Annotated in this window: 16 protein-coding genes; 7 read left to right on the top strand and 9 right to left on the bottom strand. The window is 33.0% G+C overall.

What is annotated here, in order from left to right; translation table 11 throughout:
• Positions 1–78 precede the first annotated feature (78 nt).
• The 3 genes from BOW57_RS14240 (at position 79) to BOW57_RS14230 (ending at position 3,436) form a co-directional block, all read left to right on the top strand.
• The gene (locus BOW57_RS14240) at positions 79–516 is read left to right on the top strand and encodes a DUF1573 domain-containing protein (RefSeq protein ID WP_089054493.1); all 438 of its coding nucleotides are present in this window, start codon (positions 79–81) and stop codon (positions 514–516) included.
• A 74-nt stretch (positions 517–590) separates the two neighbouring features.
• A complete protein-coding gene (locus tag BOW57_RS14235) occupies positions 591–1,133 on the top strand; it encodes an RNA methyltransferase (protein ID WP_129055170.1) in 543 nt (180 codons plus the stop codon).
• 107 nt (positions 1,134–1,240) lie between these two features.
• On the top strand, positions 1,241–3,436 hold the full coding sequence (locus tag BOW57_RS14230) for a T9SS type B sorting domain-containing protein (RefSeq protein WP_129055168.1): 2,196 nt from the start codon (positions 1,241–1,243) through the stop codon (positions 3,434–3,436).
• A gap of 61 nt (positions 3,437–3,497) precedes the next feature.
• Here the strand turns inward: BOW57_RS14230 and folK are convergent, their stop codons facing one another.
• Positions 3,498–4,631 (bottom strand): 2-amino-4-hydroxy-6-hydroxymethyldihydropteridine diphosphokinase, encoded by a 1,134-nt coding sequence (folK, locus tag BOW57_RS14225; protein WP_129055166.1) that lies wholly within the window; start codon positions 4,629–4,631, stop codon positions 3,498–3,500.
• A gap of 58 nt (positions 4,632–4,689) precedes the next feature.
• Complete coding sequence (locus BOW57_RS14220; RefSeq protein WP_164973715.1) at positions 4,690–5,880, bottom strand: carboxypeptidase-like regulatory domain-containing protein; 1,191 nt, start codon at positions 5,878–5,880, stop codon at positions 4,690–4,692.
• A gap of 201 nt (positions 5,881–6,081) precedes the next feature.
• Here BOW57_RS14220 and sppA point away from each other — a divergent pair, with 201 nt between their 5' ends.
• From sppA to BOW57_RS14205, 3 genes are all read left to right on the top strand, one after another.
• Positions 6,082–7,839: a signal peptide peptidase SppA gene (sppA, locus tag BOW57_RS14215; protein ID WP_129055162.1), complete on the top strand. Its 1,758-nt coding sequence runs from the start codon at positions 6,082–6,084 to the stop codon at positions 7,837–7,839.
• 14 nt (positions 7,840–7,853) lie between these two features.
• Positions 7,854–8,801: an alpha/beta hydrolase gene (locus BOW57_RS14210; protein ID WP_129055160.1), complete on the top strand. Its 948-nt coding sequence runs from the start codon at positions 7,854–7,856 to the stop codon at positions 8,799–8,801.
• Positions 8,802–8,970: 169 nt separating this feature from the next.
• On the top strand, positions 8,971–11,583 hold the full coding sequence (locus BOW57_RS14205) for an AsmA-like C-terminal region-containing protein (protein ID WP_129055158.1): 2,613 nt from the start codon (positions 8,971–8,973) through the stop codon (positions 11,581–11,583).
• A gap of 50 nt (positions 11,584–11,633) precedes the next feature.
• Here the strand turns inward: BOW57_RS14205 and BOW57_RS14200 are convergent, their stop codons facing one another.
• Together BOW57_RS14200 and BOW57_RS14195 are read right to left on the bottom strand one after the other, a co-directional pair.
• Positions 11,634–12,713, bottom strand: coding sequence for a glycosyltransferase family 9 protein (locus BOW57_RS14200; protein WP_129055156.1), 1,080 nt, complete (start codon positions 12,711–12,713; stop codon positions 11,634–11,636).
• A gap of 258 nt (positions 12,714–12,971) precedes the next feature.
• Entirely contained in the window at positions 12,972–13,766 is a 795-nt protein-coding gene (locus BOW57_RS14195; protein WP_129055154.1) for a DUF2797 domain-containing protein, read from the bottom strand.
• A 225-nt stretch (positions 13,767–13,991) separates the two neighbouring features.
• On the opposite strand from BOW57_RS14195, the gene BOW57_RS14190 reads away from it, so the two are divergent.
• Positions 13,992–15,500, top strand: a complete 1,509-nt coding sequence (locus tag BOW57_RS14190) for a GH3 auxin-responsive promoter family protein (protein ID WP_089054484.1) — start codon at positions 13,992–13,994, stop codon at positions 15,498–15,500.
• A gap of 459 nt (positions 15,501–15,959) precedes the next feature.
• Here the strand turns inward: BOW57_RS14190 and serB are convergent, their stop codons facing one another.
• From serB to BOW57_RS14165, 5 genes are all read right to left on the bottom strand, one after another.
• A complete protein-coding gene (gene serB, locus BOW57_RS14185) occupies positions 15,960–17,189 on the bottom strand; it encodes a phosphoserine phosphatase SerB (RefSeq protein ID WP_129055152.1) in 1,230 nt (409 codons plus the stop codon).
• 241 nt (positions 17,190–17,430) lie between these two features.
• The gene (locus BOW57_RS14180; RefSeq protein WP_129055150.1) at positions 17,431–17,868 is read right to left on the bottom strand and encodes a VOC family protein; all 438 of its coding nucleotides are present in this window, start codon (positions 17,866–17,868) and stop codon (positions 17,431–17,433) included.
• A gap of 58 nt (positions 17,869–17,926) precedes the next feature.
• A complete protein-coding gene (locus BOW57_RS14175; RefSeq protein WP_129055148.1) occupies positions 17,927–18,364 on the bottom strand; it encodes an SRPBCC domain-containing protein in 438 nt (145 codons plus the stop codon).
• Positions 18,365–18,366: 2 nt separating this feature from the next.
• The gene (locus tag BOW57_RS14170; protein WP_089054480.1) at positions 18,367–18,774 is read right to left on the bottom strand and encodes a VOC family protein; all 408 of its coding nucleotides are present in this window, start codon (positions 18,772–18,774) and stop codon (positions 18,367–18,369) included.
• A 107-nt stretch (positions 18,775–18,881) separates the two neighbouring features.
• On the bottom strand, positions 18,882–19,286 hold the full coding sequence (locus BOW57_RS14165) for an SRPBCC family protein (RefSeq protein ID WP_129055146.1): 405 nt from the start codon (positions 19,284–19,286) through the stop codon (positions 18,882–18,884).
• Positions 19,287–19,295: the final 9 nt, after the last annotated feature.

Here is a 19,295-nt window from a genome sequence, read left to right as displayed (position 1 = left end):
ATTTTAAGCTATTTTTAAGCTCACTTTTAAGAATTTTATATAGATTTGTTCAATCATTTAAACTAAGAATCTAAAAAGATGAAAAAAATAATTTTATTCGCTATGTTAGCAGTTGTTGGTATTACAGCTTCTAACGCTCAAAGCACTAAAAAAGCTGCTGCTAAAGCTGCCAAAGTAGCTAAAATTGAAGGAGCTGGAATGGCTTTTGAAACTGAAACTATTGATTACGGAACTATCGCGCACAATGCTGATGGAAAACGTGAGTTTGTTTTTGTTAATAACGGAACAAAACCGTTAATCATTACAAACACAACAGGATCTTGTGGATGTACTGTACCAACAACTCCAAAAGAGCCGATTGCTCCTGGTGCTAAAGGTATTATTGGTGTAAAATACGCTACTGACAGAGTTGGTGCTTTTACAAAAACAGTAACTGTTACTTCTAACGCTGAAGGACAACCTACAAAAGTACTTACTATTAAAGGTACAGTTTTACCAGATCCAGTAAAAAGCTAATCTGAAAAACAATAAAATAATCGAAAAAGCTTCCTTATCTTTGGAAGCTTTTTTTATGACCTGAATTTATACCAATGAGAAAACTAGAAAACAGCGAACTAGAACGCAAATCAATTGAAGATTTTAAAAAATCAGACAAGACACCTTTAATATTAGTTTTGGATGATATTCGCAGTTTGCACAATATTGGATCTGTTTTTAGAACTTCGGATGCTTTTTTGATCGAAAAAATAATGCTATGCGGTATCACTGCAACACCTCCAAATAAAGAGATTCACAAAACAGCTCTTGGCGCTACTGAAACAGTTGCTTGGGAACACCACGAAAATGTATTAGAAGTTATCGAGAATCTTAAAAAAGAAAATGTAATAACACTAGCCATTGAACAAGTGGAAAGTTCTATTTTTCTTCAAGATTTTAAAGTGGAAAAAAATCAAAAATACGCTTTGGTTTTTGGAAACGAGGTATACGGCGTTGCACAAGAAGCTGTAGCTATTTGCGACGGCTGTATCGAAATTCCTCAATTAGGAACGAAGCATTCTCTAAATATAGCAGTTAGTGCTGGAATTGTAGTCTGGGATTTGTTTCAAAAACTAAACTGGCCAAATAACGATTAAGAAATTATTCTTTTACAAAAAACTGTGATTTTAAATCGAAAAGCAGCTGTAAATGTTAGATTTTTAAATATATTTTTTTATTCTTATAAAATTGATACTTTTATAAAATGAAAAATGTTAATTTCTTTAAAATATCGTTTTTACTACTTCTTTTAAATGTGGTAAAAACTCATGCAAATGAAAATTTTAAAACTGAAAATAGGTACGCAGACATATGCTTACATGACAGTCTTAAAATCAATAAAAAAAGAAATACAACCTTAGATTTTGCTATTACACCTCCCGTTATAACTGCAACTGGAAATCAATTTTACTGTCCGCAAAGCACTATAAAAATTGTAGAGACTATTAGCATAACTCACGATCCTGCTGAACCATCTACTCAAGCAGTTTACATTCAAATTTCATCTGGTTATTCAAGTGGTCTTGACAAACTAGAACTTTCAAACCCAGCTTCGCATCCTGCAATTACAACAAGCTGGGATGTAACCGCTGGAAAATTACGACTATATAGTTCGACAGGAGCAAATATCTTGTATTCCGATTTTGTTAATGCAATTGAAGATGTTGTATATTCTAATTCATCAGCTACAGCCTCTGGCACTAGAACTTTTTCTATAACGATTGGTCAAGCCAATTATCTTCCATCGACACAACATTTTTATTTATTTGTACCAAGTATTGGCATCACGTGGTCGAGTGCAAAAACCGCAGCCGAATCAAGTACTTATTATGGATTACAGGGTTATCTTGCTACTATTTTATCTGCTGATGAAGCTAAATTAATTGGTGAACAAGCCTCTGGAACGGGATGGATTGGAGGAAGCGATGCAGAAACCGAGGGTGTTTGGAAATGGGTTACCGGCCCTGAAGCAGGCACTGTTTTCTGGAACGGAAGTGCAAATGGTTCAACACCAAATTTTGCTTTTTGGAACACTGGAGAACCAAACAATCAAGGAAATGAAGATTATGCTCATATTACCCAGCCCGGCATAGGAATAAAAGGTTCTTGGAACGATTTATCAAATACGGGATCATTAACTACAGGTGATGCTTATCAGCCAAAAGGATATGTTGTCGAATATGGCGGAATGCCAGGAGAAGCTCCTTTACAAATTGCTTCAAGCACAAAAATCACAATTCCCGAAATAACAAGTTTACTTACTCCAAGTCCAGTTTGTGACGCAGGAAGCTTTACTCTAAACGCAACTGCAACTGCCGGCACCACTATTAGCTGGTACGATTCACCTACAGGTGGAACTTTATTAGGAACGGGAAACAGTTACACAACTCCATCACCGATAACAGTAACTACAACTTATTATGCTGATGCGGGCTGTGAAATAAATAGAAAATCAGTAATTGCAACGGTCAATAAAACTCCGAATAATCCAACTGCTGTTTCTTCGAATGTCTCAAGATGCGGATCTGGAAGTGTAACTTTACAAGCCAGTTCAAATATTGGACTTATTAATTGGTATGCTGACTCAACTGGCGGAACAAGTATTTTTACAGGCAATAGTTTTCAAACTCCTGCTATTTCTACAAATACCACTTATTACGCAGAAGCTTCAAATAACGGCTGCATTAACACAAATCGTATTCCGGTTACCATTACTATCTACACTCCTCCTGTTGTTGCAGATGAAACTTTGCCTTTATGCCAATTTCAAACTATAACATTAGATGCTGGAATTACAGGAATGAGTTATTTATGGTCTAATGGAGCAACAACACAGACTACCGACATTACTGAAGGCGGCATTTACACTGTTGATGTAACCAGCCCTGCTCCTGAAAATTGCACAAGCCGAAAGACAATTACAGTTGAAGAACATGAGATTCCGCAAATAGATCGAATTGGTGTCAGCGGTACAAAAGTTGTGATTTATCTTAAAAAAGAAACTGCTTATTTTGAATATTCTGTTGATGGAATAAACTTTCAGGATTCAAATACTTTTTATGATGTTCCTGGTGGATTGCAAACAGCATATGCTCGAGATAAAAATGGCTGTGGACTGGGAATGCAAAATTTTGTTGTTCTTATTTTTCCAGCATTTTTCACCCCAAACAATGATTCTTATAATGACACTTGGGAAGTTACCGGAATGGAAAATTATCCTCAGGCACAGGTTACTATTTTTGATCGATACGGAAAGTTGATTGCGCAGCTAAATGCATCTAAAATGAGTTGGGACGGAACATTCGACAAAACTCTTTTGCCTGCTTCTGATTATTGGTACGCTTTAAAAATTGATAACACACAGCCTATTTTACGAGGTCATTTTTCGCTGAAAAGATAATTTACTAATTAGAGAATATGTCAATTAGAAAATTATCTTATTGACATATTCTCTAATTATCTTAATTCAATTTCTTTCTAATTTCGTCTAAAACAAACAAATAATCTTCTTGTTTTTTCACAAAATCACGATTAGAAACATCAATAATCAAAACATTCAAATCAAATTGGGATTTAATATATTCTAAATAACCATTGTTGATTTTATCTAAATATTCGGCTTCTATATTTTGTTCGTAGCTTCTGCCTCGTTTCTTTATATTTTGAAGAAGTCGTTCTGTATTTTGATATAAATAAACATACAAATCCGGCTTAGGCATTTCTTTGTAGATAATATCAAACAAGTTTCGGTACAAGCGATATTCATCTTCCGCCAATGTGATTTTAGCAAAAATCAGCGATTTAAAAATATGATAATCGGCTACAATAAAATCTTTAAACAAATCAAACTGTGCCAAATCATCTGATAATTGCTGATAACGATCTGCTAGAAAAGACATTTCGAGCGGGAATGCATATCTATTTTGGTCTTTATAAAACTTGGGTAAAAATGGATTATCAGCAAAACGTTCTAAAACTGTTTTCGCATTAAAATCGTCGGCAATTTTATGCACTAAAGTAGTTTTACCTGCACCAATATTACCTTCGAAAGCAATATAATTAAAGTGTTCAAGTGCAATTTCCTGCAAGGGATTTTTTAGATCCTGAACGACTGTACAAACGCTGTCATCTGGCGAAACTGCAATTAACTCCGAAATTGATTTCTGAAAAACCGGATGTTTCCAATCCAATTTTAAATCTGATATTGGTAATAGAACAAAATTTCTATTCTGCATTAATGGGTGCGGAACCTGAAGTTTTTCAGATTCGATAATTTCATCATCATAAATAATCAAATCAACGTCAATAATTCGAGATTGGTATCCGTCTTTATTAGATCGAATTCTGCCTAATTGTTTTTCAACTTTTAAAACCTGATTTAATATTTTTTGTGCAGATGAAGCCGTATGCAAAAGTAAAGCGCAATTATAAAAAGCATCGCTCTCAAAACCCCAAGCAGGTGTTTCATACAATTTTGAAACCTTGATTACCGTTCCCACTTCTTGATGTATCAAATTGATACAACTTTCGATGTTTTTTAACCTGTTTCCTTGATTGCTGCCTATAGATAAAACGACTTGATGCTGTGACTTCATAATAAATGCAAATTAACTAAAACTATTTTAGAATTAACCACATTATTTGTTTCAAGAATTAGAAGTTTCCAACCACTTCAAACTCTTTCTTATTGTCTTTATTTTCTGAAACACGTTTTAAAAATGCATTCAAATCGCTCGTTAGAGGTAATTGGTTTTGACTTTTCCAAAATTGTTCTGAATATGGATATTTTACTTTAAAAATATCTTTATCCATAGACAAATTTGATTTTGCTTTTTCGGCAATAAAACTATTCGTTACAAAAAAATTGGTCGAATAATCATAAAAAGCTTTTGGAACCTTTTCGTTACCAAGCAGTTCAACTCTAACATCTGATTTTGCATTATTTAAATAATATTTATTGGTACTGCTGTTCTTTCTATAATTTGATGTTGTTTTAAAAATCGTTGTTCGATATTCTACATTACCCTTTTTTTGAAACGGTACTTTTTCTCCATCATCATAAAGATCAAAGTGTGTTTCGACAATTGCATAATCCTCCTTATTAATTATAAAATAGCCGTTTGTTTTTTGCCCAACAGAATTATCTAATTTTTTACTAAAACTAATTTTAAAAAAATTATTCGCTGCATTTTTTTCCTGTGTAAGTTCGAAGTCTTCCAATTTTATAGATATCATCGCATTGATGTCGAATAATTTTTCAAAGCTTTGAAATTCAAAATAAATAAAATCTTCTTTATCCTTAATTCCAACTTTTCTCATATTCAAAATCTCAACTTCACATTTGTTATCCGGCTGAGTTTTGGTTTTAAAAATACTTTTTCTTGATACTTTCCCATAAATATCCTGCAGCCTGACTAATTCGTCATTTCTTTTCAAAACACATCGCAGAAAGAAATTTTCATTATAAGGTTCTAGTATATAATTTTCCTTCATTTTAGCATATGCCTTTTTCATAATAGCCATTTCACCGCCTACTACTACTTCTTCAAGCTCAATTGTTTTGCTTTGTAAAAAAATTGTATCTCGTTTATTTACTTCCTCAAAACTAAGTTTTAGATTTTCATAACCAATCAAGCTAAAATTCAATTCATTATAATCTGTAATAAAAGAAAAATAACCCTCTTCATTTGTTATCGAATTATCTTTTAAATTATAAACATTTACTTTCTCCAAAGGCAGTTTTGTCAATTTATCAACCACCACTTTTTTAGTTTGTATTTTTTGTGCTTCGGCATAAAAACCAACGAGAAAAAAAAGGCTCAACAAGGCAATTTTATCTTTCATAGTGCAGTATTTATTTTTATCAAATATAAAATATTCCATCTTCAAACCATACTTATCTTACAAATTATGCTATCTTTAATTAGACGATTAAAAATGTAAAAACTACAAATATTTCGCTGATGCGGATACAAAAGTTAAATCGATTTTAGATTATATTTGTAACAAATCCATCTTTTTGATACTTATTAAAAAAATATACATATGAAATTTTTAGGAAATGTAATCGCCACTGTTATTGGTATTTTTGTATTTATTATGATCTTCTTTTTTGGAGTTATTCTAATTGGAGCCATTTTTGGGGGAGAAGACAAGGTTTCTGTAAAAAGTGATTCTGTTATAGAATTAAATCTAAAACAAATCAATAACGATTATGCAGGTAAGTATAAAGATCCTTGGGTAACTGTTTTTTCAGAAAAAAAAGGAATTGGTTTAACGGATGTTATTAATGCTATTGAAGCGGCAAAAACAGACAGTAATATTAAGGGAATTTCGATTTTAAATGATGAATCATCTTTAGGATTGGCTCAATATAAAGATTTGCGAAATGCTCTTGAAAGCTTCAAAAAATCAGGAAAATTTGTTTGGGCTTATGCTAATACTTATTCTCAAAAAGAATACTATTTAAATTCTGTTGCCAATACTGTTTATTTGAATCCAGCCGGAGATCTTGATTTTAAAGGACTTTCGTCTGAAGTTATGTTCTTTAAAGATTTTCAGGAAAAATCAGGAATTCATATGGAAGTTATCCGTCACGGAAAATATAAAAGTGCGGTTGAGCCGTTTTTAGAAAATAAAATGAGCGATGCAAATAGAGAACAAGTTACTGCGCTTTTAAATTCTATTTGGACAACGGTTTGCAGCGACATTTCGAAAAGCAGAAATATTCCTGTTGCGAAATTAAATGAAATAGCAAATGGTTTATTAGCCAGAACTCCTGCAATGGCAAAAGCAGAACGTTTAGTTGACATTGTTGCTTATGAAGATGTTTATCATAATGCCATCAAAAAAGCTTTGAAAGTAACTGGTGATGATGATTATAACAAAATTTCTATTCTAGATTATACTCAAAACAATATTACTACTGCATTAACAAATACTGCTGATAATCAAATTGCGATTATCTATGCTCAAGGCGAAATTATTGGCGGCGAAGGTGATGTAACTGTAATTGGCGAGGGCTCAATGCGTCGTTCGCTGCAAGAAGCTCGAAAAAATGAAGATGTAAAAGCTATCGTTCTTAGAATTGACAGCCCAGGAGGAAGCGCTTTAACTTCAGATTTAATTTGGAGAGAAATTGAAATCACTAAAAAGGTAAAACCAGTTGTGGTTTCAATGGGAAATTATGCAGCTTCTGGAGGTTATTATATTGCTTGTAATGCAAATAAGATTTTTGCAGAAAGTAATACGATTACGGGTTCTATAGGTGTTTTTGGAGTATTGCCAAATTTCACGCCGTTGGCTACTAAATTAGGAATTTATACAGAACAGGTTAAAACACACGAAAATTCAGCAAATTACAGTCCGTTTGTGCCGCTTGATGAAAAATTTAAAGCGTTTACACTTGAAGGAGTTGAACAGATCTACAAAAATTTTGTTACGCATGTTGCTGAAGGTCGAAAAATGACTTTTGCACAAGTTGATTCTATTGCTCAAGGAAGAGTTTGGTCTGGATCTGAGGCGGTAAAAATTGGATTAGTGGACAAAATTGGAGGTCTTAATGACGCTATTGCTGAAGCTGCTAAAATTGCTAAGATTAAAGATTACAGCACACAAAATTATCCTGAGTACGAAAAAACTTTTAGCGATTTAATGGCTAACCTTCCTTTTGCAAAATCGAAAGAGGCGTTTATAAAAGAAGAAATAGGTGAAGAAAATTATCTGCTTATCGAGCAAGTTAAAAGATTTCAAAGACAAAAAGGTGTGCAGGCAATGATGCCTTTTGGAATAAACATTAAATAATGCTATCTAAAAAAATGAAAACTATATTTCTCTTTTTTTCCGTTTTATTCCTGACAATTGCAAATGCACAAAGTACAGCACAGCATACTTTTAAAGAAACTAATGTAACTTTAAAAATCAATGTTGATCAGCTGTACGGAACTCTAACTGTTCCTGATGAAGTCAAAAAATGTCAGGTTGCTTTGATAATTGCAGGTTCAGGTCCAACTGACCGAAATGGGAACAATCCGATGATGAAAAATAATTCCTTAAAAATGCTGGCAGAAGCTTTAGCAAAAAAAGGAATTGCATCATTACGATTTGATAAAAGAGGAATTGGAGAAAGTAAAGCTTCTGCAATAACAGAATCAAGCTTGGTTTTTGAAAACTATACCGAAGATGTAAAAAGCTGGATTAACTTTTTGAAACTTGACAAACGTTTTACACAACTTACTGTTATTGGTCACAGTGAAGGTTCTTTAATTGGAATGATTGCGGGCGCAAAGGCGAATAAATTTGTTTCTATTGCAGGCGCAGGAGAATCTGCAGATAAACTTATAAAATCGCAAATAGCTTCTAAATCAAACAAACAATTAGAGGATATGACGTTTCCTATTATTGACAGTTTAAAAAGCGGTAATAAAGTAAATAAAGTTGATCCGCTTCTAAATTCACTTTTCAGACCAAGCATTCAGCCTTACTTAATTTCATGGTTTAAATATGATCCTCAAACCGAGATTAAAAAAATCACCGTTCCTATTTTAATTTTACAAGGAAACAACGATTTGCAAGTAAGCGTTAAAGATGCCGAAAATTTGGCTCAAGCCAACAAAAATTCGCAACTGGCTATCATTGATAAAATGAATCATATTATGAAAATTATTGACGGCGATAAACAGGCAAATATGGAAAGTTATAATAATGAAACCCTGCCAATTTCAGAAGTATTGATTGAAAAAATAGTCTCCTTTATTAAAAAATAAATACAATATCATAAATTTAAATCCGTTTGAAAATTATCAGACGGATTTTTTTTATTTTCGTTTTACAGCTATTTCCTACAGTTTTTAAGAAAACTTTATCATCTGTCTCATTCAAAAAAACTATTTTTGCATGAGTCCTAATTTCAAATTAAATCTCAAATCTATAAATATGTTAAAGAAAATTCTAAAAATAAGTGCCATTGTAATTGTGGTTTTTGTTGCCGCATTATTCGCCATTCCTTATTTCTTTAAAGACCAAATCAAAGCAAAAATTGCCGATGCTATAAATGAAAGTGTAGATGCTAAAGTAAGTTTTGCCGATGCTGATTTAAGTTTGTTTAAAAACTTTCCAAATGCAGCGGTAGGAATTGAAAAACTAGTAATCATTAACAAAGCTCCTTTTGAAGGTGATACACTTGTTTCGTTAGGCGAGTTGAATTTAAAAATGAGTATTAAAGAACTTTTTAAAGGAAAAGATGAACCGTTGAACATTCAGGGAATTACTTCTGAAAATGGTTTAGTAAATATTATCTTTAATAAAGACGGTGTAGGAAACTTTGATATTGCTTTGAAAGACAAAAAAGATACGGCTAAGGATAATGCAAGCAAACCACTTTCGTTAAAAATTCAAAATTATAAAATCGAAAACTTCACGTTTAGATACATTGATCAAGGATCAAAAATAAAAATGGCTATTGATAGTTTAAACCATGAAGGAACAGGAGATTTTACCAATTCAAAATTGGATTTAACAACAAAATCAACTGCTAAAGTATCTTTAGATATGGATAAAATCAATTACATGAAAAATGTAAAATTGACTTTAGATGCAGTTTTAGGAATTGATTTAGATCAAAGCAAATACACTTTTAAAGAAAACAAAGCTTTAATTAATCAATTGCCATTAGAGTTTGACGGCTTTATACAAATGGTTGAAGCGGGACAGATTTATGATTTAAAATTTAAAACGCCAACCTCATCATTTACTAATTTCTTAGGTTTAATCCCGTCAGGCTATTCGTCAAGTCTTGATGGCGTAAAAACAACTGGAGACTTTACAGTTGCAGGTTTTGCAAAAGGGCAATTAACAGATACTACTGTACCAAAATTTAATATTGCGATTGCGTCAAATAATGCTTCATTTCAATATCCGAACTTGCCAAAATCAGTTCAAAATATTGTAATCGACACTAAAATTATAAATGAAACTGGGATTTTAAATGATACTTATGTTAATCTAGACAAACTTTCGTTTAGAATCGATCAGGATGTTTTTAATGCTAAAGCAAATATCAGAAACATTACTGTAAATCCTTTTGTTAATGCGGCTTTAAAAGGAACAATCAACTTGGCTAATCTGTCAAAAGCATATCCTATTAAAATGGATAAACCATTGGCAGGTATTTTAAAAGCTGATGTTACTACACAATTTGATATGGCTTCTGTAGAAAAAAGCCAATATCAAAACATTAAAAATGCTGGAACAATGAGTTTATCAGGATTTAAATATACTGATGAAAACAATAAATCGATGAACATCAGCACGGCATTGGTTGAATTCAATCCAAGTACAATTAACTTGAAACAATTTAATGCGACAACCGGAAAAAGTGATCTTGCTATAAATGGTGTTCTGGAAAATTTCTACGGTTTTATGTTCAAAAAACAGGAATTAAGAGGAAACTTCAATATGAGTTCAAATCAACTGGCTGTTGATGATTTTATGACTGCCGGCGAACCTGCAAAAGCAGAAACCAAGACAGAAACAAAAACTGCCGCAAAACCAGCTGAAGCAATGAAAATTCCAGCTTTTTTAAACTGTACATTAAATGCAAAAGCAACAACTGTTTTATACGACAATTTGAAGCTTAAAGATGTTTCTGGAAAATTAATCATCAAAGATGAAAAAGCTTTACTGGAAAACTTTAAAACATCAATTTTTGGAGGAACAATTGGCTTGACTGGTGCAGTTTCAACTAAAACCAAAGTTCCAACATTTGATATGAATTTAGGTTTTAACCAAGTTGATATTGCGCAGACTTTTACGCAATTAGACATGATGAAAAAAATTGCTCCAATTGCTGGAATTATAAATGGTAAGCTAAATTCGACTGTAAAACTAAACGGTAATCTTGATGCAAATGAACTTACTCCAGATTTAAAATCAATTTCAGGAGATTTATTAGGGCAGCTGCTTTCGACTACTGTAAACTCTAAAAACTCTACTTTATTGAATGCTTTAGGTTCGAATATCAAATTTATTGACATGAATAAAGTCAATTTGAATGATATTAAAGCGGCTTTGACTTTTGATAATGGAAAAGTAAACGTAAAACCATTTGATATTAAATATCAAGACATAAAAATTACGGTTGGCGGAACTCATGGTTTTGATCAAACGATGAACTACAATTTAAAACTTGATGTTCCTGCTAAATATTTAGGAAATGAAGCAAACGCTTTTATTGCTAAAATGTCTCCTGCTGACGCTGCAAAACTGCAAAACATACCAATAAATGCTATAATTACTGGTAATTTTTCTAATCCAAAAATTAGTACGGATATGAAAACTGCAGTTTCTAGTTTAGCCACACAAGTAGCCAATCAGCAAAAAGAAAAGCTGACGCAAAAGGGTACTGCAGCTTTGACTGATTTAATCAATAAAAATACTAAAGCAAAAGATACGACGCAGGCAGCGAAAACTGAAAAAGAACAAAAAACGCAAGAGGTTACTAAAAAAGCAAGTGATTTATTGAATGGATTATTTAAGAAGAAGAATTAAATAAAAAAAGGCATCCTGTTAAACGGATGCCTTTCTTTTTTCTTTTACATTTAAATAGCTTTCGAAAAGATATTTAATTTACCATTGTTTAGAATTGAATTAATGGTTTTTATATAGTCCTTTTTAGAATACAAATTAACGTCTATCCCTACGCTGCAATTATCATAAGGCTCGTATTTTTGTATGTTTGAAACAGAGAATAAACCAATTGTAGGTGTTTGAACGGCACTTGCTAAATGCATAATTCCACTGTCAGCACCAATAAATAAATCTGCATTTGCAATAACTGAACCTATTTCGCGAATATCTTTACTATAAAATGTCGGCGCTTTAAAATCAATCTGCGAAACATTTTCTACGGGTAAAATTTCAACAATATTGTAGTTTTTATATTCTGTAGCAAGCTGCGAATAAAAAGATTCCCACCACTCTACTGACAAACATTTTGCACCAGTTGCATAAGTAAAAATGCAAATTGTTCTTTTGGCATTAGAAACTAGATCATTTAAAATTTCTTTGCCTTCAGCAATTTCAGAAGAAGATAATTTGAGATCTATTGGAGCTATGATTTTGTTACTTTTTGCAAATCCTAGTTTTGTTAGATAGTATCGGAAATTATAAACTGGATATTTTGCAATATGATTGTAGTCGCTTTTTACAAGTTGAGATTCTTCTAATAAATCTCCAAAGAATTTGTACTTAGCATTTGAGAACTGGACCGCTAAACGTCCTGAAGAAGAATTTTGATCGACGTTGATCGCAATATCATATTTTCGTCTTTTTATCGAAATCCAAACATTTAGATATTTCAATAAACTTTTGAATGGCTTTTTGGGTAAATCAATAACTTTATCGATACAGTCGTAATTCTCAAAAATTACCGGAGCTAAAGTTCCCTTAACAAACAAATCGACTTTACAATTTGGAAACATTTCCCTTACTTCCTGAACGAGAGGAGTAATCAGTAAAAGGTTTCCTAATCTGGCATTTGGTCTGCAGACTAAAACCCTTTTTATCTCCATTTTGTCTACTAAAACAAAACCGGGATCTTCCTTTGGTTTTCCAATATTCTTAGTCAGACCACGCATTATACTGCGCCTGTATTGATTTACTTTTGTTAAAACACTCATCTGTATCGAATAATTTATGAATTATTAAATCGTATTAATTTTAGAATAAAACCTCTAATGACTTGTTTCCAAATCTAGGTTCTTTATTTTTCTAAAAATAAATTCTTTCAATAAGCATTTATTACAAAATTGTAACCAAATGTATCAATATTTGCATCTTTATGTCTTTGGAAAGAGACATAAAAATACAATAATAATTTCATAAACAACAAAATACTAGATAGTTACGACACAAAAATCGACAGACAGGTAAATTCCCTAGACGTTTATATTGACTACATATCCTTCAGAACCGCGAATATTAAAGACCGTTCCGTTTTCGAAAATTAAATATTGACCTTTAATTCCAATTAGTTTTCCTTGAAATGAAGGTGTTTTATCCAAATTCAAACTTGCAACTTTTGATGGGTAATTCAAAACGGGATAGTTTAACTCGTATACATCGTTTTTCTCACTGTAGAAGTAGTCTTTAACCTCAGCAGGGATTAGGTTTTCTACTTTTGCTTTTTCAAGAATCAAATCACAAGATTCCGCAGTACTCTGCAGCATCTTTCTCCAATTCGTTTTATCGGCATAATGATCTTTTAATGCAACCTCAGTAATTCCAGCCAAATAACGATTTGGAACTTCAACAATTGTAATTGCCTGCGTCGCGCCTTGATCAATCCATCGTGTCGGAACTTGCGTTTTACGCGTTACTCCTACTTTTATCTCACTTGACAATGCCAGATAAACAATATGTGGCTGCAATTGTACTTTTTGTTCATATTCTAAATCTCGATCAGCAACTCCTAAATGTGCCGTACTCAATTCTGGTCTCATGATCCAGTCGCCCACAGCTGGACTTGAATAAAAACACTCGTAACAAAAACCTTGTCTGTAGATTTTTTTCTTTTTATGGCAATTCAAACACTCGTAACCTGCAAAATTAATCTCAATCTCTTTATTCAATAACTGATTAACGTTGATAAAACTGTCCTCAAAAACCAAATAATATTGAATTGGGTTTCCTAGTTCAGTCTGCATTTTTGTAAGTACGCCTTGATATTGCATTTAATTTTAGGTTTTAGATTGCTGATTTAAAAATTTTAGATTCAGTTCTGAGAAGTTCGGCTTTTGAAGTAGAATCTTTGCCTTAAATAGAATTGTTTTTTGCAAAAAAACACTATTTTTGATACAACGGCAAAGTTAATATTTGTCTGTCGATATTCAAATTTTAAGTTTCGTGTTTTTTACGTCAATCTGTAAAGACTAACATCTAAAATCTAAAATTCACTCATGCCCTTATCCATTATAAATTCTTTCGCTTCTTGGGTCCTGAAACAAAGGATACATCAAATAGAACTTTTTCTAAAATATCCAAATGAAGTTCAAGAAGAACTCTTGCATAATTTATTGACAGCATCAGAAAACACAGTCGTAGGAAGACAGTATGACTTTGCATCTATAAATTCTTATCAAACTTTTGCTGAAAGGGTTCCTATTTCAAGTTACGAAGAACTGCAGCCTCTGATTGAACGCACGCGTCAGGGTGAACAAGGTGTTTTTTGGGAGTCACCGATTAAATGGTTCGCCAAATCGAGCGGTACTACGAACGCCAAAAGTAAATTTATCCCTGTTAGTAACGAAGCTTTAGAAGATTGTCATTATAAAGGCAGCAAGGATTTACTTTGTTTGTATTTGAACAATAATGAGGATTCTGAATTGTTTCTTGGAAAGAGTCTTCGCTTAGGCGGAAGTTCTCAAATATATGAAAACAACAATACTTTCTTTGGCGATTTATCGGCAATTTTGATCGAAAACATGCCAATTTGGGCAGAATTCAGCAGTACGCCAAGCAGTAAAACTTCGTTAATGAGCGAATGGGAAACTAAAATTGCTGCGATTATAAATGAAACAAAAAACGAAAATGTAACTAGTTTTGCAGGAGTTCCTTCCTGGATGCTGGTTTTAATGAACAAAGTTTTAGAAAATACAGGCAAGCAAAGTTTATTAGAACTTTGGCCGAATCTTGAGGTTTATTTTCACGGAGGTGTGAGTTTCTCTCCTTACAGAGAACAATACAAGAAAATTTTACCGAGTAAAGATTTTAAATATTACGAGATTTACAATGCTTCTGAAGGCTTTTTTGCGATTCAGGATTTAAACAATTCCAGCGATTTATTATTGATGCTCGATTACGGAATTTTCTATGAATTTATTCCAATGGAAACTTTTGGAACTCCAAATCAAAAGGTAGTTCGTTTAGCTGATGTAGAATTGAATAAAAACTACGCTATTGTTATTACAACCAATTCTGGCTTATGGCGCTATCTAATTGGCGATACCGTTCGTTTTACTTCTTTAAATCCATACAGAATAAGGGTTACGGGAAGAACAAAACATCATATTAATGTTTTTGGAGAAGAATTAATGGTCGAAAACACAGATCAAGCCATTGCAAAAGCCTGTCAAATTACACATACGGAAGTTATCGATTATACGGTTGCTCCTATTTTTATGCAAGACAAAGAAAAAGGCGCACACGAATGGATGATCGAATTCAAGAAAAAACCTGCCGATGTTGGTCTTTTCCAAAAAGTACTGGATGAAACGCTGCAAACTTTAAACTCTGATTACGAAGCGAAACGCTACAACAATATGACACTAAATCCTTTGGTAATTAATGTAGCTCGCGAAAACTTATTCTATGACTGGTTAAAGGAACGTGATAAACTTGGCGGACAGCATAAGATTCCTAGACTTTCAAATCAGAGAGATTATTTGGAGCAGTTGAAGGAGATGTAGGATTTAAGACTTGCCACTAATTTCACTAATTAGCACGAATTTTAATATCTATTTTTCCATAGCCACTAGCTTTAGCTAGTGGTATAAATGCATCTTTTCTTGGCTTTAGCCAAATTCTACATGCCTAATTAATTTGGCTAAAGCCAAAAATCTATTCAATCAATATTACTCCAGCTAAAGCAGGAGGCAATGGATAATAAAAAATGCTTTTTAAAACTTGTCTTTTCTCTTAAAGATTAATTCCACTAAGTCGCATGAGGACTATCCGTGCCAGAGGGACATGCCCATAAAAAAACCTCAGCTTTTCTATAAAAACTAAGGCTTTATTTTTTTATTAAGTTCTGAATGTCATTTCGACGTAAGGAGAAATCACACACAATAATCGACAAAGATTGACGATTCACTTTATGGAGTTTCGATTGTGATTTCTCCTTACGTCGAAATGACAAACTGTTTTATTTACATCATATCAATATAGCGGTCATGATATCCTAAAAGATACAGAACTCCGTCAAGTCCTAAACTTGAAATTGATGTTGAAGCGCTTTCTTTTACTTTTGGCTTTGCGTGGAAAGCGATTCCTAAACCAGCTAAGTTCAGCATTGGCAAATCGTTTGCTCCGTCACCCACAGCAATAGTTTGGTTGATGTGAATTCCTTCTTTTTCGGCGATAGCTTTTAGATGTTCAGCTTTCTTTTGTCCATCTACAATATCACCTAAATATTTACCGGTTAATTTTCCGTCTTTAATCTCTAATTGATTCGCATGCACATAATCGATTCCAAGTTCTTTTTGAAGATAATCTCCAAAATACGTAAATCCTCCAGAAAGAATTGCGGTTTTATAACCGTAATATTTTAGGGCTTTCATCAAACGATGCGCTCCTTGTGTAATTGGTAAATTTACGGCAACATTATGCAAAACTTCTTCGCTCAAACCTTCTAACAAAGCCATACGTTGTTTAAAACTTTCGTTGAAATCAATTTCTCCGTTCATTGCCGATTCTGTGATTGCTCTTACTTGAGGCCCCACTCCATTCAACTCTGCCAGTTCATCTATAACTTCAGTTTGAATTAAAGTTGAATCCATATCAAAGCACACTAAACGACGGTTTCGTCTGTAAATATTATCTTCTTGAAAAGAAATATCTACGTTTAAGGTTCTGGAAATTTCCATGAAACTTGCTGTCATGGCAATCTTATCTACAATATCTCCTGTTAGTGATAATTGTATACAAGATCTTGGATATTCTTCTTTTTCAACAACAGAAGTTCTTCCTGTTAATCTTATTATAGAAACGATATTTAAATTTTGATCGGACAAAAGTTTTGCTACGGCAGCTAATTGCGACGCAGCCAATTTTTCTCCTAAAATATTAATGATATAACGCTGTTTAGATTGTGTTTTTACCCACTTTTCGTAATCTTCAAGGGAAATTGGAATAAACTTTACTTTCACTTCTAATTCATAAGCTTTAAACAGCAAATCTTTCAAAACTGGACCAGAAGTAGAACCTGCTTCGATCTCAAACAAAATTCCTAAAGAAAGCGTGTCATGAATATCGGCTTGTCCAATATCAAGAATAACAGCATCATAAGCCGCTAATACCGCTGTTAAACCAGCTGTAACTCCTGGTTTATCATGTCCTGAAACTTTTAATAAAATAATTTCTTTATTCTCTATTGCCATGTTATCTGAATTGATTTTACGAAGCGACAAAAATCGACAATCTCTTGATGATAAAAAAGAATAACAGTTATTTTTTTACAGCAAAAAAGCACATAATAATGTGCTTTTTTGAGTAATTTAACAATTATGTTCCGCTATTAAAATAACGTAACAAAATTTAAATTTGATTTTTTTTCAGCTTCGAATTCATATTTTTTTAAGCACTATGCTTACACAATTCGTGAATTCACAGTGATAAAAATTATTTTGGAGTTTGATCAAAATTTACCATCCAGTTAATGCCAAATTTGTCCGTGAACATTCCAAAATAAGCGCCCCAAAATGTTTTATCCATTGGCATAAAAACGTTCCCGCCTTCTGAAAGTCCGTTAAAAATTCGGTCTGCTTCTTCTGTACTTTCGACATTAACCGAAACAGAAAAATTTCCTCCAAATTTCACATCGCCTGATTGTTCGGTGCTGTCGCTTCCCATTAAGATGGTATTCCCAATAGGCAGTGAAACGTGCATGATACGGTTGGCTTCTTTTTCTGAAACTTGAGTACAGCCTCCATCTTCAGCAGCGGGCATGTCTTTAAATTTTCCAATATATGGAAATTCTCCGCCAAATACGGATTTGTAATGTAGAAATGCTTCTTCGCAATTTCCATTAAAAACTAAATAAGGATTTACTGTTGTCATGATTTTTTGTTTTTTGTTTGTTACTATTCTTTGTTCTAATTGATTTTGTTATTGTAATTTACATCTCCGAAATTTCTTTAACTACTTCTAAACCTTTTGGAAAAACTTCTTTAAAATAATCGACAAATTTTTCGCCCGAATCGACTTGTGCAATCAAATCTGTAAATTCATCATCTCGAATTAATCTGTAAGTTTCCATTGCCCCGCTCCATTTTTTTGTTTCTTCGTTGAGAGGCTGTTCTTTAAAATCTTTTATTTCGCCTATATGCTTAAAAGCCATATATTCGTTTGGTGTTTTTGTTTCGATTATACTATACATTCCTTCTCCGTTTGGTGACATAAAATGTATTTTATCACCCTCGTTCCAGTCGCTTATAGTATGAGATCCTTCGCAAAAAACACTAGTCCATTTTTTATACGTTTCCTCATCCCATAAAACACTCCAAACTTTTTCGGCCGGAGCTTTAATTCGTATTTTAAATTCTAAGGTTTCCATAATTAAGATAATTTAGCAAAATCCATAAATAAAACATTCCATCGATGACCGTCTGTATCAGCAAAACCGAAGCCATACATCCAACCTTGACTTTCAGCAGGTGGAGCAAAAATAGTACCGCCGGCATCTTGCACTTTTTGAGCTAGTTCATCGACTTCTTCTTTGCTTTCTGCATCAATCGAAATCAAAACTTCAGAGCTTAATTTTGTATCGGTTAAATTGTTTTGAGAAAAACTCGCAAAAAGTGATTCTTCAAAAAGCATTACCACAAATTTCCCTTCACCAACGACCATACAGGTTGAACTTGGCGTATCATGTTCTTCATTAAAAGAGAATCCTATTTTCGAAAAAAAAGCTTTTGAAACCGCCACCTCTTTCACTGGCAGATTCAGCCATATTTGCTTTGTCATTTTTTGATGTTTTTCGTTAAACTTATTTTTTAAAGTGCTAAGGTTCTAAGACGCTAAGTTTTTCCCTTTGAACCTTTGCTTCTTTGCAACTTTGTTCTCTAAAAGAATTAATTATTCTCTACATATCTTTTAAAGTTATCCAAAATGGCCTGCCAGCCGCCGCGCTGCATTTCTTCAGGATTTTGAGTTTCTGGGTCAAAACTTTCAATTATTTCTACTCCATTTTCCGTTTCCTTAAAAGTAATTTCAACCTTTCTGCCGTCGGCCATTATGTATTCAATATTTTCATTTGGCTGCACCAGTGTGTATTCACCTTCAAAATCAAAACTCATACTGCCATCTTTTGCGGCCATAGTCGATTTGAACTTTCCTCCTTCTTGCAAATCATTTTCGGCATAAGGTGTGTGCCAATCTGGAGAGGCAAAACTCCATTTTGTGATATGTTCCGGTAAGGTCCAAAAATCCCAAACTTTACTTATTGATGCATTGACTGTATTTTGTACTGTTATCATTGTTTATAT

The sequence above is a fragment of the Flavobacterium sp. YO64 genome, from assembly GCF_004119505.1.
Lineage (GTDB): Bacteria > Bacteroidota > Bacteroidia > Flavobacteriales > Flavobacteriaceae > Flavobacterium > Flavobacterium oncorhynchi.
This window is presented reverse-complemented; position numbering and strand designations above follow the sequence as displayed.

Bases quoted from the DNA above. Each gene is read 5' to 3' on its own strand.
- BOW57_RS14240 (WP_089054493.1), top strand. From the start codon at position 79: ATGAAAAAAATAATTTTATTCGCTATGTTAGCAGTTGTTGGTATTACA.
- BOW57_RS14235 (WP_129055170.1), top strand. From the start codon at position 591: ATGAGAAAACTAGAAAACAGCGAACTAGAACGCAAATCAATTGAAGAT.
- BOW57_RS14230 (WP_129055168.1), top strand. From the start codon at position 1,241: ATGAAAAATGTTAATTTCTTTAAAATATCGTTTTTACTACTTCTTTTA.
- folK (WP_129055166.1), bottom strand. From the start codon at position 4,631: ATGAAGTCACAGCATCAAGTCGTTTTATCTATAGGCAGCAATCAAGGA.
- BOW57_RS14220 (WP_164973715.1), bottom strand. From the start codon at position 5,880: ATGAAAGATAAAATTGCCTTGTTGAGCCTTTTTTTTCTCGTTGGTTTT.
- sppA (WP_129055162.1), top strand. From the start codon at position 6,082: ATGAAATTTTTAGGAAATGTAATCGCCACTGTTATTGGTATTTTTGTA.
- BOW57_RS14210 (WP_129055160.1), top strand. From the start codon at position 7,854: ATGAAAACTATATTTCTCTTTTTTTCCGTTTTATTCCTGACAATTGCA.
- BOW57_RS14205 (WP_129055158.1), top strand. From the start codon at position 8,971: ATGTTAAAGAAAATTCTAAAAATAAGTGCCATTGTAATTGTGGTTTTT.
- BOW57_RS14200 (WP_129055156.1), bottom strand. From the start codon at position 12,713: ATGAGTGTTTTAACAAAAGTAAATCAATACAGGCGCAGTATAATGCGT.
- BOW57_RS14195 (WP_129055154.1), bottom strand. From the start codon at position 13,766: ATGCAATATCAAGGCGTACTTACAAAAATGCAGACTGAACTAGGAAAC.
- BOW57_RS14190 (WP_089054484.1), top strand. From the start codon at position 13,992: ATGCCCTTATCCATTATAAATTCTTTCGCTTCTTGGGTCCTGAAACAA.
- serB (WP_129055152.1), bottom strand. From the start codon at position 17,189: ATGGCAATAGAGAATAAAGAAATTATTTTATTAAAAGTTTCAGGACAT.
- BOW57_RS14180 (WP_129055150.1), bottom strand. From the start codon at position 17,868: ATGACAACAGTAAATCCTTATTTAGTTTTTAATGGAAATTGCGAAGAA.
- BOW57_RS14175 (WP_129055148.1), bottom strand. From the start codon at position 18,364: ATGGAAACCTTAGAATTTAAAATACGAATTAAAGCTCCGGCCGAAAAA.
- BOW57_RS14170 (WP_089054480.1), bottom strand. From the start codon at position 18,774: ATGACAAAGCAAATATGGCTGAATCTGCCAGTGAAAGAGGTGGCGGTT.
- BOW57_RS14165 (WP_129055146.1), bottom strand. From the start codon at position 19,286: ATGATAACAGTACAAAATACAGTCAATGCATCAATAAGTAAAGTTTGG.